Source organism: Herbaspirillum sp. 3R11, assembly GCF_004563925.1.
Classification (GTDB): domain Bacteria; phylum Pseudomonadota; class Gammaproteobacteria; order Burkholderiales; family Burkholderiaceae_D; genus Herbaspirillum.
The window spans coordinates 527666-540986 of the sequence record NZ_SPNJ01000002.1 but is presented as its reverse complement, the minus strand read 5'-3'; the positions used below and the strand labels follow the sequence as shown (position 1 = coordinate 540986).

Here is a 13321-nt window from a genome sequence, read left to right as displayed (position 1 = left end):
GCGTCTTTTGACGAAAGAGGGCACAATCGCGCTCCTACTTAATTGACGCGCTCTAAGATGCTCACGTAGTTGGCTACGGCCGCCCCGCCCATATTGAAGACACCAGCCAAGCGAGCGTTCGGAACCTGTATGTCGCCCGCATTATTGACCACCTGCATGGCGGCCATCACGTGCATTGACACGCCAGTGGCACCCACAGGGTGACCCTTAGACTTTAGGCCGCCAGACGGATTGATTGGCAACTTACCATCCTTGGCGGAGATGCCCTCCTTGATCACGCGCGCACCTTGACCAGGAGCGGCCAGGCCCATTGCTTCATACTCTATAAGTTCGGCGATGGTGAAGCAGTCGTGAGTTTCGACTAGCGACAAGTCATTCAGCGTCAGGCGTGCGTCGCCCAATGCTTTCGTCCAGCCTAGCTCGGCAGCCTCAAAGCGTGTCACGTCCCGGCGCGATAGCGGGAGGTAATCATTCACATGCACTGCGGCACGGAACTGTACGGCGCGTGGCATGCTCTTGGCCTCGTCGGCTGTGCTGATAACCATAGCTACCGCACCATCAGAAATTAGCGAGCAGTCGCTACGCTTCAGCGGGCCGGCCACAAAAGGATTTTTGTCGGAAACGTTGCGGCAGAATTCATAGCCGAGATCACGACGCATGTGCGCATATGGATTGGCGGTGCCATTTTTGTGGTTTTTGGCTGCGATCATTGCCAAGGCGTCAGACTGGTCGCCATAGCGGTCGAAATAGGTTTGGGCAATCTTCCCAAATACCCCGGCGAAACCTCCTGGTACATTCGCCTCCTCCCTGACGTAGCAAGCCTTGAGCAGTACTTCACCCACCTGTGGCGTGGCCAGTTCAGTCATTTTCTCGAAGGCGATCACCAGAACGTGTTTGGATTCGCCCGCCTTGATCGATTGCAACCCTGAATGAATGGCGGCCGACCCTGTAGCGCAGGCATTTTCCACGCGCACCGCCGGCTTGAAGCGCAGCTGTGGCAGGCTGTTAAACACCAAAGAAGATGGAAAGTCCTGATACAGAAAGCCGGCGTTGAAGGTGCCGATGTGAATCGAATCGATATCTTCAGGCTGGAGGCCTGCATGCAGGATAGCGGCCTTGGCCACTTGGCCGATTAGCACCTCTGGATCGATGCCGTCGAGTTTGCCGAATTTTGAATGATGCCAGCCGGTGATGCAAGGTGCTGATATGGATGCAGCCATGACAATAATTCTCCTTATATAACTATTTAACTGAGCACATCACCTGGATAAGTGCTACGGCATTGTCCCGATGTGTATGGGGACGTCCAAAATTTGCTCTAAATACGAGCGTATTTCCCATGAGGGAGGGCGACCTTCCTATCCCCTTAAATTCGACCTGGCCTTGGTCTAGTACCATCCAGTGGGCGACTCAACGTGGATATGCTCAGGCATGCTTGCCTAAAAAATCCATGAGTATCTCCGCGGTCTCCTTAGGGAACTGGTCGATGAAAAAGTGACCGCCCGGCAGCGTTGCAAGTTCGGTATCGCTGCAGCGTTTCGCCCACTCGGCAGGAAGATTGAAAAGCTTGCCCGCAGTGCCGTTGGAACCGTAAAAAACTAACGTCACGCAATCCACTTTTTTGCCAAGGTTTTCTGTGTCGTGCTCCAAGTCGATTGTGGCGCCTGCTCTATAGTCGGAGCAGGATCCATGAATCATCTCTGGATTGCGCCAAGATTCGCGATAAGAAGCCAGCATGTCCTGATCAAAATCAGATACGCTTGTCGCACCCCAACTAAGGAGACAGGTCTCGTAGAAGAAATCTGGATCGTTGGCGATCATGCGCTCGGGGAATGGTGCCGGAAGTTGAAGGAAATACCAGTGCCAGTACGCGGCAGACGACAAGCGGTTTGTATCCATGAACATGGAGTAGGTGGGCACAATGTCCATCACGGTCAAAGTCTGTACTGCTTCTGGATGATCTAGTGCGAGTCGGTATGCGGTGCGAGCTCCGCGATCATGACCGACGAGGTGGAAGCGCTCGAAGCCTAGCTTGCGCATCAACGTCATCTGATCTTGAGCAAGCGCACGGAAAGAATAATTTGAGTTGTCAGGTAAGCACCGAGGTTTCCCGGAGTCTCCGTATCCACGCAGATCGGCGCAAACTACTGTGTAGCGCTGGGCCAAGATCGGCGCTACGTGGGTCCACTCGGCACGGTTTTGCGGAAAACCGTGGAGGAGCAAAACAGGAGGGCCATTCCCACCGATAGAGTAGGCGATACTGACATCCCCGACATTGGCTTCCTCGTTCGTGAATCCTGCGACCTGCATTTTGTATCTCCTCTGTTGAACTACCTACGCCAGCCTCTTTTCTGCAACGCCTATATCTGGCGCCAGAGTGCTGAACATTCTCGTCGTCCTCTGGCGCCTTTTGGTCAGTACTATTTTCAGGTCACGTAAGCTTGCCAGCGGTCCCCTCAAGCAAAGACCAAGCTTCTTCGCCCATACGGCGTTTCCATTCGCCATAGAATCCAGATTGGCGAAGCTTTTCCTGGAACGGCGCACGATCGACATTCGTGAACTGAACGCCCTTTGCCGCCAAAGTGCTGGCCAACTCGCCGTTCAACTTGGCGACGTCGACGCGCTGCCTCACAGCTGCCTCATTGAACTCCCTGACGACGATATCGCGTGCTGATGCCGGTAGTGCTTCCATCGATTTTTTGTTGGCGACGGTCCAGAATCCATCCCACATGTGATTGGTATAAGAGAGATTTTTGGAGACCTCGTACATTTTTGAGAAATAGATAGTTGCCAGCGCATTCTCGATGCCGTCAGCCATCTTTGTCTGAAGTGCCGAGTACGTATCTCCCCAGGGAATAGAAACTGGCGCGGCTCCCAAAGACTTGAACAATGCGGTCCAAAGTGGACTTGGAGGAACGCGGATCTTGAAGCCCTTCAGGTCATCAGGAGTGCGAATGGGCTTTGAGGTGGTCAAGGTCGATCGGAATCCGTTGTCCCACATTTTGTCGAAGGCAATCAGATTGGACTTCAAGAATGCTTCCTGAATGTGTTTTCCCAGCGGACCATCCATCGCTTGCCATACCTTCGAATAGTCGGAGAAGGCAAATCCGATGCCATTAATCCCGGCCACAGGAACCAGAGTGCCCAGAATCAAGCCCGATTGTACAAAGATGTCGATCGCACCTGCCCGGACTTGGGACAGCATATCCGCGTCAGTCCCTAGCTGATTTGACGGGAAGATGGTGATGTCGACCTGACCGTTCGTCTTTTCTTTGATCTTGGCGCTAGCTTCGACCAAACGCACGTTAAGCGGGTGATCAGCCTGGACAATGTTTGCACATTTCATTTTGAACTGTGCCTGCCCCCAGACCAGCGAAGGAAATGCGATGGAAGCACCAGCAACACTAGCGCCGGTAATAATAAGTTTGCGGCGATTAGTAATCATGTTTGTCTCCTCGATTTATTTTGCTTAGTTTTCGCCGAAAAACCTCAAGAGTTCTTCTGCGATGAACTCCGGTTGTTCCTCAGTCACCCAATGACCACAATCGGGAATAAGCCCTCCCTGGACATTTACTGCGACTCGCTTGAGAGATTCGAGCGTTTCGTATCCACGACCGAATCCTTTTTCTCCGCCAAGTGCGAGCACTGGCATTTGCAACTTTCCTTCTGCATCAAGCATCGCTTGGTTGTCTAAGGCGTCCTGAGGTAATGCACGATAGAAGGAATACATCGCTCGCATAGAACCTGGCTTTACATAGGTACGCAGATACTCTTTGCGGTCTTCTTCGTTGATGCAGTTAGAGCGATATCCGTAGTTTTCGAACAGCCAATTGATAACCAGATGCTCTCGGTCTTGGAACAAAGCCTCAGGAAGATCCAAAGTGCGGAAGAGTGCATGGTGCCAACGCCGTCCCCCTTGGGAGAAATCAGCGCCGTCTCCCGGGATCGCCACATCCAGAATTGCTAGCTTTTCGACTGCTTCGCGATGCTGCGCGGCCAGCGAAAATGCGGTCGGTCCTCCCCAATCATGTCCGACCAAATAGAAGCTCTCGATACCAAGCGATTCGAGCAGATTCCAAACATCCTGCGAAACAGTTTTTTTGTCGTAACCGTTAGCTGGTCTAGATGAGTCGCCTAGGCCACGGAGGTCAGGTGCGATCACGCGATACTTTTTGGCGAGGTGAGGGATCACGTATCTCCACTCATGGGACGTCTGCGGAATCCCATGTAGCAAAACCACAGGGAATCCGCTACCTGCCGTTACGTAATGAAGAGTGACGTCCGTGAGATCGGCGAAGTGATGGGTAAGATATGTCAAGGAATCTCCAGAAATTCGTGCGAAACAATCAGGCCGGCACCTGTGTTTCCGCAAATTCGGAATACAGCCGACCCCGCCAGCAGCTTGCAGCCGTTAGCGTCGTGAATGGGATGGAGCGGAATATATTTTCTTGCTGGACGTCAGAGAAACACTCTTTAGAAACAGCAATTTCTACGTACTGTTTTAATACCCAATAACGTAAGCGAAGTTGCGCTTTTAACTTCGGCAGAACGTGATAACGCACGAATAGTCGAGTTGCGTGTTGTCTAACATCACTCCGCCTATTTCCTCTTTGGGCGAAATCGAATTCTTCTTGCTGCCATCTATAATCACAAGCGTCTCCAAGTGAAATGTCGCTTTCAGCTTCTGATTGTTTTTTTTGCTTTTTCGCGAATTAACAATCATCTTAATTAGAAAAATTGGCATTTGCTAGAGACTAAAATGAAAGTGCAATATGCAAATATGCATAGCAATCATTTGCGGACGGGCGAGCCTATTAAAGATATGTCAATAAGACGTTCCTCCTGCGCCAACTTTCGCGTTAAGGAGGATCACTCTCGTCACACGGGGGCAAACTTATCAGATGCTGATTTACCGTAATTGTCCAGAAACTCCGACGAATTTCCCAAAGAGGCTTCGCCCATCTTTTTTAAACCCGCTCGAACCGCGCTTGCCGATGGATGGCTGTTTAGCTGACGAGTAAGACTTCAAAAAATGGAAGTTACCGGGGCCACATAGAAATGTGATAGCACGGGCATGTAAGGTTAGACCGAACAAGGCTATTCACGAGGTCTTCGTAAATGCGCTGCAGAAGCATCAGATTGTACAGAGACTCTTAGCGTGCGATACGCACCCAGACCTCTCCGCCTTGGTAAGACACTGGCAGTGTCAGGCTAACGCTACCTGCAGAACGGTGCGCACAACTATGCCGGCTGCTCCACCGATCACTGCTTGTTTCCATACCGCGGCTAGCCGAGGACCCGAGGACATCATGATTGCTACGCCCGAGAGGTCCAAGGTGTGGATCAACCATCCGGATGAGGCATTCAAGAAGTGTGAATCAATTTGACCACTGCCGTGCATCTCAAGCAACAGGCCAAGTAGAGCCGTTCCTCCTGCCACAAATTTGGTTAAGGTAGGAACAACAATATCCGTGCTAACGTTCAAAGCATGAAGCAGTGGAGCCAATCCCATTTCCACGAGAGCGAAGCCTCCAACGTTCTTGATGACGGCAATGCAGAGCAAGGCAAGCGCGAGCATAGGAATGACACCGACGGCGAGTTTGAATGCCTCGCCGCCAGCGGCGTTGATGACCGCCAGTATTCCCGTCGAGGAATCCAACGAACGATAAGAGATATCCTCCTCAGGTCTAATGTCGTTTGCCGGCAGCCCTCGGCACAACAAGTAATAGGTCGCGATCGACGCGATGAGCCCTCCGAAAAGAGATATCAGCAGAAACCATCCAATATCGAGACCTAGCGGCACTAGCGGAAAAGATGCATTGGCTTGCCCCATTGCTAGCACCATTGCGAAGGTGCTAGCAAGGTGACGCTGCGACACGCCTCGTTTATCCATGATCGCCAATGTTGCGACAGGTGCCGCAAAACTGACGAAACTAACCTGAAGCAGGGCAAAGACACTCAAGCCAGTCAGTCCCATTGGACGCAACAGTGGAACAAGCTTTGCAACTAACCAGTTCATTAAACCGACTTTCTCCAGAATACTCATCAGCACCATAGAGATCACCATAATAGGGAGCACCACGAATAGTGCAATGTCGACCGCTGATTTTCCTGCGGACAAGATAATATTTATAAATTCCATTTTTTGGTCACTACTTAGAACCTATGTCGGATGGCGGTAGTTGCGCTAGACCAACGCTGCAACTTTGACACTCTTCTGCAAAAAAAGCCCTCGACCGCTAGATCGAGGGCAACTCAATCCCAGAGGACTAAGAGCAGGAGCTTGGTGTCAAAAACTTCATAAAATCTAAATTCATCTTCACTCGCGGATACTTCAGAAGCACAAACGCAATCTATCGAACTTACTCTTCGACCGTGCGGTTAGATTCACGTCTAAGCATCCGGAAATTGGGACGCACGCGCCAACAAACGCTTCGCTGCGGTATACGTTGGAACCTCCAACAAATGCCCGTCCATTTCCACTCGTGTGCGCCCTTCCTTTTGAGCATTGTCAAAGAGATTCGTGACGCGGATCGCGAGTGCCACTTCAGCGGGAGATGGTGTAAATAATTTGTTGATCACGGCCGCCTGTGCAGGCTCTACTAAGGACTTGGCTTTGTATCCAATTGAAGATGCAAACTGCAGATCTTGCTCAGCCCCGGTTGGATCTGCAAATGTATACGGGCAATCAATTGCAAACACTTTGGCCGCAGCACATTCGAAGAAAAATCGGGACCTGGCATAGGCCAACTCCGTTCCATTGCGAGTTCGGGTGACATCCATATCTGTAGCCATGTCCTCGCTGGCCATCAACATCGCTGTCACCCGTGAACTCGATCTAGCGAGCGAAGAGATTTGAAGTACGGCTGCGGCGGACTCGATAGCAGGAACGATCTCGATGTGCCCGATAGGCAAACCATGCGTTCGTTCAAGACGCGTGAGCTCGCGATCCAGTGCCCCAATTTGGGCGACATCCGATGCCTTCGCAAGCATAATAACGTCGACATTCGCTGCAACGGCAGCGCTGAGATCATCGTAGCCACCGTGCTCAAGGGGATTGATACGCACCGCCGACACAAGGCCCGACTCTTTCCACATGCGTATACTGTTCTTACTGAGTATTCGTCCATGAGCCTTGAGCGTTTGCGGAGTGAAGTCTTCCAGGTCTTGAATTAGTACATCGGCTCCAGACGCGATCCCGGCACACAATGCGGATTCATCTGCTCCGGCGATAAAGAGCCAACTGCGGCGGGTATGCACAGGACGTCTCAACTGACTACTAATCATGTTATCTGCTTCTCCATGTTGGAGCTCCAGTCATCTGCGTACCTGGAGCTCTATTTTCACTAATTTGACACTTCTTCAAGCGAGCGTCCCTTTGTTTCCACTCCGAGCACTAACACTACGAGCGCTGCGATCAGGAAAGACACAGCACCAAGAGCAAATACTCCGCCCTGGCCAACCGCAGGTAGAATCACGCCGATAACGGACGGTCCGATCAGAGATCCAACCCGACCTACTGCTGATGCGAGACCTGCACCAGTCGCCCTGATCTGAGTAGGGAACAATTCCGGGGTATAGGCATAAAGAACAGACCACATTCCGAAGAAGAAGAATTGCATTGACAAGCCCGCGGCAATTAGCTGTGCAACAGGAGCCTGAACCGAAGCCGTTTGACCGTAGATGTACGCGCAGCTTGCACTACCTAAAAGCATAAGAATGCATGTCGGCTTCCGTCCCCATACCTCCACTAGCCACGCCGCCACCATGAATCCTGGGATGCCAGCGAAAGAAATGATGATCGTGTAAAAGACCGACTTGGTTACCTCATAGCCGGCATTCTGAAGCAAAGCGCCCAGCCACGTAGTGAGGCCGTAGTACCCCAATAAGGCAAAAAACCAGAGGCATAACGTCATGAAGGTACGTTTGGCATAGCCGTTTTCCCAGAGGGCCGAAATCTTCGATTTGGAACTGGTTGATTTAGAAGCGGCGAATACAGGATCTACAGGAGGAAGCTCCTGGCCGTTAAGGCATTCTTTGACCTTTTCTTCAATATGAGAGACGACTTGGTCGGCTTCTACTATCCGCCCTCGGCTTTCAAGCCATCTTGCAGACTCCGGGACCATCTGACGAAAGATGAACACGAAGACGGAGGGCACTGCCAGCAAAAGGAAGATTCCTCTCCAGCCTACGATGGGAAGGAACAGGTATGCTGCAGTGCCAGCGAGGATAAAACCGATGGGCCAGAACCCCTCCAAAATGGCAATGTATTTTCCCCGACCTTTCGTTGGCAGAAATTCAGAGAGAATGGAAAGTCCGACGGGAAATTCCATACCCATGCCGATTCCCAAGAGAACACGGAATAGCATAAGATAATTTACGTCTGGCGCAAACGCGCAGGCAAGGCTGCCGGCCCCCCACAAAATCATGCTGACCTGGAATACAGGCTTTCTTCCGATGCGATCAGCTGCAATACCGGCAATCAAGGCACCGACCAGCATGCCTAAAAAACTTGAGCTTGCAAGCAGACCCGCTTGCGCCGCCGTCAAGCCAAGGTCCGTTTTGATCGACCCGAGCATAAAGGTCATGATGGCTAAGTCGATTGAGTCAAATAGCCATGCGGTAGCGATAACCATAAAGATCAGTCGCTGATACTTTGTTAAAGGCAATCTCTCGATTCGAGCTGCCACACTAATCCTGCCCGCCACTTGATTTGATGGGTTCATTTGCATTGTCTCCTCCTTTTTTGGTTTGAATAGTGAACGCGGCCTTGAAGCTCTTGTTGTTTTTGCCGCATGAAGATCAACTTTCGATCTTCGAATATCGCCGATGTGGCGCCTCTGCGCTATCTCAAATCACGTACTCCAGATGACTAGCATTCGGAGCTAACCACCTGCGAGATTATTCAAAAACTGTGCGATGTTTGTGTTGCAACTGCAGTGTGAAGAGGATGTTCGAGGTGGTGCCATCAATCATGAAATGTGTCTCCTTACAAGGTCTGAGGTGTAGGAATATTTTTGCCTCATATCACTTTTATTGTTGAAATTTTATTCATCATAAATCACAGTTTTTGCATTTACCATGATCTAAAATGAAACATGGCAATGCAAATATGAATAACAACGGAGATGATGATGAGTAACCTCGATTGGGATAATTTCAGGGTTTTTCTGGCTACAGCTCGCACACGATCTGGATTAGAGGCATCGTACTTGCTCAAAATGAGCCAACCCACGATCTCGAGACGAATACAGAAATTAGAGCAGGAGGTGGGTTCAAAATTGTTTAATCGCAGCTCTCAAGGTCTGCAACTGACCGCCGAAGGATATGAGTTGCTCGAGCATGTCGAGAAGTTAGAAAGCACGTTGTCTGAGATTAAGATAAACAACAATAATGGCGACCGAATTGAACTGAGCGGCGAGATTCGAATTGGCTCGACGGAAGCTTTTGGGACTTTTTTTTTGACGCCACATATGGCCAATTTCTGTGAGCGTCACCAAGCGATTACTGTAGATATTCTTCCTCTTTCGAGATCGTTGAATCTCTCCAAGCGCGAAGCAGATACCTCCGTCGCGATAGACCGTCCTAGCACAAGCAGTTTTGTCACTCGCCGGCTCACAGAATATCGTTTGCTTCCATATGCGACCCCCGAGTACCTAGATAGCCATTCCTCTATAAAACAAGTTGAGGATTTTCAGGCTCACCGATGGATTGATTTCGTCGATGATCTCGTTTTTTCGCCTGAGCAGTTTCATCTGCACAAATGGGGAGCATCTCTCAAACGCTGTTTTCGCAGCACAAGCGTAATGGCGCAAGCGCAGGCAGCAAAAGCGGGCCTCGGCATTGCCGTTTTACCGTGTTTCTTGGGAAGCGTGACCGAAAACCTGGTTCCAGTTCTTCCCGATAAAGTCGACATTCAACGGACTTTCTGGCTAGTGGCCCCTCCAGAGCGGCGCGAGTTGGCGCGCGTCAGGGCTCTCTGGGAGTATCTAAGTGAAATTGTGGAATTGAATGCAGATCTTCTTGACGGCCGGACCACAGAAATAAAATGGATCGTCTAGCCAGATCTAGGCCGTCGGCATGGCCTGCACCAGGTACTGAGGCATCGTGAAATATGCGTAACTAGGTCGTCGATGGCGTCGGAGAAGGAGGAGATTGTCCTTGGAACTTGTGCAAATCCTGATGCGCCTGTTCAAACGCCCCACTAGACCAACAGTTGTCGGTCGAGTTGGAGCGGCAAGAGGAGTTCACTCCACTAAGTGTGTCCATGTTCGATAAAAATCAACACTAGGTAAGATTTAATCCGCCGTCTGCCATAATAATTTCTCCAGTTAGATAGGGGTTGTCGACTAAGGATATTACGACGTTTGCGATATCTGCCGGCGTTGCAGCCCGCCTCATGGGAGACCTATTGCGCCAGAGTTCTTGTGCGTTCACCCACTCAGCAGTAAGCGGTGTATCCACCAATCCAGGTGCGACGGCGTTGACACGAATTTTCGGCGCCAGAGACAACGCCAGTAGCTTGGTTACATGATTCAAAGCTGCCTTCGTGGCGGCATATGGGATAGACGCTCCCTTAGGACGAACGCCGGCGTGAGAGCTGATATTGACAACGCATCCAGCATTACCGGCCTCCCCAGACTTGCGTAACGCGGCCTCCGCCAAAGCAACTAGATGGAAAGGTGCAATAAGATTGACCGCGTTCAATTCGTTCCACACCGACGAGGTCACAGCCAGCAAATCTTCATGCGGAATGACACGGCTGATGCCAGCGTTGTTGACTAATACATCTAGCCGGCCATAGCGATGAAGAACTTGTTCAATTAATCTTTGGCGATCAGTTTCAACAGACAAATCGGCTTGGATGTAAATCGCCAAAGGGAGATCCTCGGCGATACGCATCCCCGTTTCGGAGGAAAAGCGAGAATTGACGACAACAGCATAGCGCTTCTCAGCAAGTTTTCGCGCGATTTCCAGGCCAATACCTGACGTGGAACCAGTGACGAGTGCCACAGGGAATTCTGAAGTCATGAGGGGACCAGTTGTGTTGGCAATTCAAATAAAGTAACACCAGTTTCTTTGATCAGTCCAGTGCACTGAATCTGGTCACGAAGATGCCAGCGTCGAATAATGCCTCGTAATGCCACGTCGATCACTCCGATCTCTTGCTATGGTCATAAGCAGAATTGTGTTCACTCAAAACGTAGATCAATTTTCGATGCAAATCTACAAACTTTCGCACTACAGCTTACTTCCGCTTTCGGCTAAGTTTTAATTAATGCCTTACTCAGCAATCTTTGAATGTTGGATGGCGCTTTGTCAGAAATGCATCGATTCCCTCACTACTGTCGGCAGTAGCAAAGACAGAATGGAAAACGTGTCTCTCAAAAAGTATTCCTTCGCGGAGGCTGCTTTCAAAAGCACGATTAACGGATTCTTTAATCATCATTGCGACAGGCTGCGAGAATGATGCTATCTCTGTAGCTACCTTGAGGGTCTCTTCAATCAATTCTTCTGCAGGGAAAATTCTCGCCACGAGCCCATTTTTCTCTGCCTCCGCCGCAGTCATCGTTCGCCCAGTAAGGCACATGTCCATTGCTTTGGCTTTCCCGATTGCTCGTGGCAGGCGCTGAGTTCCTCCTGCTCCAGGTAACAGACCAAGTTTGACCTCAGGTTGTGAAAATTTCGCGGAGTCTGATGCAAAAATCATGTCGCACATCATGGCGAGTTCGCAGCCTCCTCCAACCGCGAATCCACTGACCGCTGCGATGACCGGCTTTCTACAAGACGTAACGCGTTCCCAATTGCGAGTGATAAGCTCCTGTTTGTAGGCGCTCATGTAGCTCATTGTGGCCATCGCAGAAATGTCCGCGCCCGCAGCAAAGGCCTTTTGAGAACCGGTGATGACAATACATCCAATTTCGTTGTCCGCCTCAAATATGTCGAGAACCTGAGTTAGCTCATCAAGCAGCTCATCGTTCAACGCGTTTAGCTGCGCGGAGCGGTTCAACCTGATGAGGCCAACTTTTCCGTGGATTTCGCTTGTAATACACACGTAGTTCATCGGTTGGCTCACAGCATCTCTACGGCCAACGCCGTAGCCTCGCCGCCGCCAATACAAAGGCTGGCGATACCTTTCTTCCCGCCGGTTTTCTTGAGCGCACCCAGAAGCGTGACGAGAATGCGCGCGCCGGAAGCGCCAATTGGATGGCCTAAAGCGCAGGCACCACCATGGATGTTGACCTTCTCCAAATCTAGTCCCAAGTCATGGGCAGCAGCCATAGGGACAACGGCAAACGCCTCGTTGATTTCAAAGAGGTCGATTTCATCAGCCGAGAGCTGCGTCTTTTCAAAAAGCACTCGGATGGCACCGACGGGGGCGGAAGGAAATTTCTCGGGTAGGCCAGCGTAAGCTACATGACCCAAGATGCGTGCAATCGGTGTTAGTCCCAATTTCGCCGCCGTCGATTCTCGCGTTAGAACTAGCGCGGCGGCGCCATCGGAGATTGAGGAAGAGTTGGCTGCCGTGACCGTTCCACCCGCCTTAAAGGCTGGTTTCAATGTCGGGACACGTTCCAGATTCACAGAGAACGGCCCCTCATCCTTATCGACGACAGTCGCGCCCTTTCTTCCCTGTACTGTGACGGGTACCATTTCCCAATCAAAGCTGCCATTCAAACTGGCATTTTTTGCGCGGAGGGTAGAGCGTATTGCATAGGCGTCCTGGTCTTCTCGCGTGAATCGATAGTATTTGGCACATTCCTCGGCAAAAGTACCCATGAGTCGGCCACGATTCTCATCAGAATATGAGTCCTCCAGGCCATCAAGGAACATATGGTCCAGAAGCTTCTCGTGACCAAGTCGATATCCTCGACGGGCTTTTTGAAGTAGATAGGGCGCGTTAGTCATCGACTCCATACCACCAGCAACGACAACCGATGCTGAGCCCGCCAGAATGCTGTCGTGACCAAGAATCACGGCCATCATTGCTGAGCCGCAGACCTTATGGATGGTCGCACAGGTGACGCTATTGGGAAGTCCGGAACGTAGGGCTGCTTGACGTGCCGGTGCCTGACCTAGGCCAGCCTGCAGCACACAACCCATCAGAACTTGCTCAACGTATTCGGGTTGGATTTTGGCACGCGCGACAGCTGCTTTGATTGCGTAACCGCCAAGCTGCGGACCGGTCAGGTCCGCAAACGCTCCTTGCAGGCCGCCTATGGGCGTCCTGACTGCGGAAACAATAACTACCGGGTCATAAGACATTCTTCTCTCCTGTTTGATGGAACCGCTGTGAGATTGGGAAGTTTGGGGCGGCCGG

Annotated in this window: 11 protein-coding genes; 1 reads left to right on the top strand and 10 read right to left on the bottom strand. The window is 51.1% G+C overall.

Features of this window, described 5'->3' with window-relative positions:
• Positions 1-38: 38 nt before the first annotated feature.
• From E4P32_RS10750 to E4P32_RS10720, 7 genes are all read right to left on the bottom strand, one after another.
• Positions 39-1220: an acetyl-CoA acetyltransferase gene (locus E4P32_RS10750; protein WP_116434210.1), complete on the bottom strand. Its 1182-nt coding sequence runs from the start codon at positions 1218-1220 to the stop codon at positions 39-41.
• 205 nt (positions 1221-1425) lie between these two features.
• Positions 1426-2310, bottom strand: a complete 885-nt coding sequence (locus E4P32_RS10745) for an alpha/beta hydrolase (protein ID WP_116434211.1) — start codon at positions 2308-2310, stop codon at positions 1426-1428.
• Positions 2311-2431: 121 nt separating this feature from the next.
• A complete protein-coding gene (locus E4P32_RS10740) occupies positions 2432-3445 on the bottom strand; it encodes a TRAP transporter substrate-binding protein (RefSeq protein ID WP_116434212.1) in 1014 nt (337 codons plus the stop codon).
• Positions 3446-3469: 24 nt separating this feature from the next.
• Positions 3470-4318, bottom strand: a complete 849-nt coding sequence (locus E4P32_RS10735) for an alpha/beta fold hydrolase (protein ID WP_116434213.1) — start codon at positions 4316-4318, stop codon at positions 3470-3472.
• A gap of 888 nt (positions 4319-5206) precedes the next feature.
• Positions 5207-6142 carry a nucleoside recognition domain-containing protein gene (locus tag E4P32_RS10730; protein WP_116434215.1) on the bottom strand — a complete coding sequence of 312 codons (936 nt, stop codon included), beginning with the start codon at positions 6140-6142 and terminating at the stop codon, positions 5207-5209.
• A gap of 251 nt (positions 6143-6393) precedes the next feature.
• On the bottom strand, positions 6394-7287 hold the full coding sequence (locus tag E4P32_RS10725; RefSeq protein ID WP_116434216.1) for a CoA ester lyase: 894 nt from the start codon (positions 7285-7287) through the stop codon (positions 6394-6396).
• A 59-nt stretch (positions 7288-7346) separates the two neighbouring features.
• Positions 7347-8732 (bottom strand): MFS transporter, encoded by a 1386-nt coding sequence (locus E4P32_RS10720; RefSeq protein ID WP_116434217.1) that lies wholly within the window; start codon positions 8730-8732, stop codon positions 7347-7349.
• Between the two features lie 402 nt (positions 8733-9134).
• Between E4P32_RS10720 and E4P32_RS10715 the strand changes: the two genes are divergently transcribed.
• On the top strand, positions 9135-10061 hold the full coding sequence (locus tag E4P32_RS10715) for a LysR family transcriptional regulator (protein WP_116434634.1): 927 nt from the start codon (positions 9135-9137) through the stop codon (positions 10059-10061).
• Between the two features lie 226 nt (positions 10062-10287).
• Here the strand turns inward: E4P32_RS10715 and E4P32_RS10710 are convergent, their stop codons facing one another.
• From E4P32_RS10710 to E4P32_RS10700, 3 genes are all read right to left on the bottom strand, one after another.
• Complete coding sequence (locus E4P32_RS10710) at positions 10288-11031, bottom strand: SDR family oxidoreductase (RefSeq protein ID WP_116434218.1); 744 nt, start codon at positions 11029-11031, stop codon at positions 10288-10290.
• Between the two features lie 256 nt (positions 11032-11287).
• The gene (locus E4P32_RS10705) at positions 11288-12064 is read right to left on the bottom strand and encodes an enoyl-CoA hydratase (protein ID WP_116434219.1); all 777 of its coding nucleotides are present in this window, start codon (positions 12062-12064) and stop codon (positions 11288-11290) included.
• 8 nt (positions 12065-12072) lie between these two features.
• Positions 12073-13266, bottom strand: coding sequence for an acetyl-CoA C-acyltransferase (locus E4P32_RS10700; protein ID WP_116434220.1), 1194 nt, complete (start codon positions 13264-13266; stop codon positions 12073-12075).
• Positions 13267-13321 lie beyond the last annotated feature (55 nt).

What these genes read in the sequence shown, in the direction of transcription:
- E4P32_RS10745 (WP_116434211.1), bottom strand. Translation starts at nt 2,310, where the DNA reads ATGCAGGTCGCAGGATTCACGAACGAGGAAGCCAATGTCGGGGATGTC.
- E4P32_RS10700 (WP_116434220.1), bottom strand. Translation starts at nt 13,266, where the DNA reads ATGTCTTATGACCCGGTAGTTATTGTTTCCGCAGTCAGGACGCCCATA.
- E4P32_RS10740 (WP_116434212.1), bottom strand. Translation starts at nt 3,445, where the DNA reads ATGATTACTAATCGCCGCAAACTTATTATTACCGGCGCTAGTGTTGCT.
- E4P32_RS10705 (WP_116434219.1), bottom strand. Translation starts at nt 12,064, where the DNA reads ATGAACTACGTGTGTATTACAAGCGAAATCCACGGAAAAGTTGGCCTC.
- E4P32_RS10750 (WP_116434210.1), bottom strand. Translation starts at nt 1,220, where the DNA reads ATGGCTGCATCCATATCAGCACCTTGCATCACCGGCTGGCATCATTCA.
- E4P32_RS10710 (WP_116434218.1), bottom strand. Translation starts at nt 11,031, where the DNA reads ATGACTTCAGAATTCCCTGTGGCACTCGTCACTGGTTCCACGTCAGGT.
- E4P32_RS10730 (WP_116434215.1), bottom strand. Translation starts at nt 6,142, where the DNA reads ATGGAATTTATAAATATTATCTTGTCCGCAGGAAAATCAGCGGTCGAC.
- E4P32_RS10720 (WP_116434217.1), bottom strand. Translation starts at nt 8,732, where the DNA reads ATGCAAATGAACCCATCAAATCAAGTGGCGGGCAGGATTAGTGTGGCA.
- E4P32_RS10715 (WP_116434634.1), top strand. Translation starts at nt 9,135, where the DNA reads ATGAGTAACCTCGATTGGGATAATTTCAGGGTTTTTCTGGCTACAGCT.
- E4P32_RS10725 (WP_116434216.1), bottom strand. Translation starts at nt 7,287, where the DNA reads ATGATTAGTAGTCAGTTGAGACGTCCTGTGCATACCCGCCGCAGTTGG.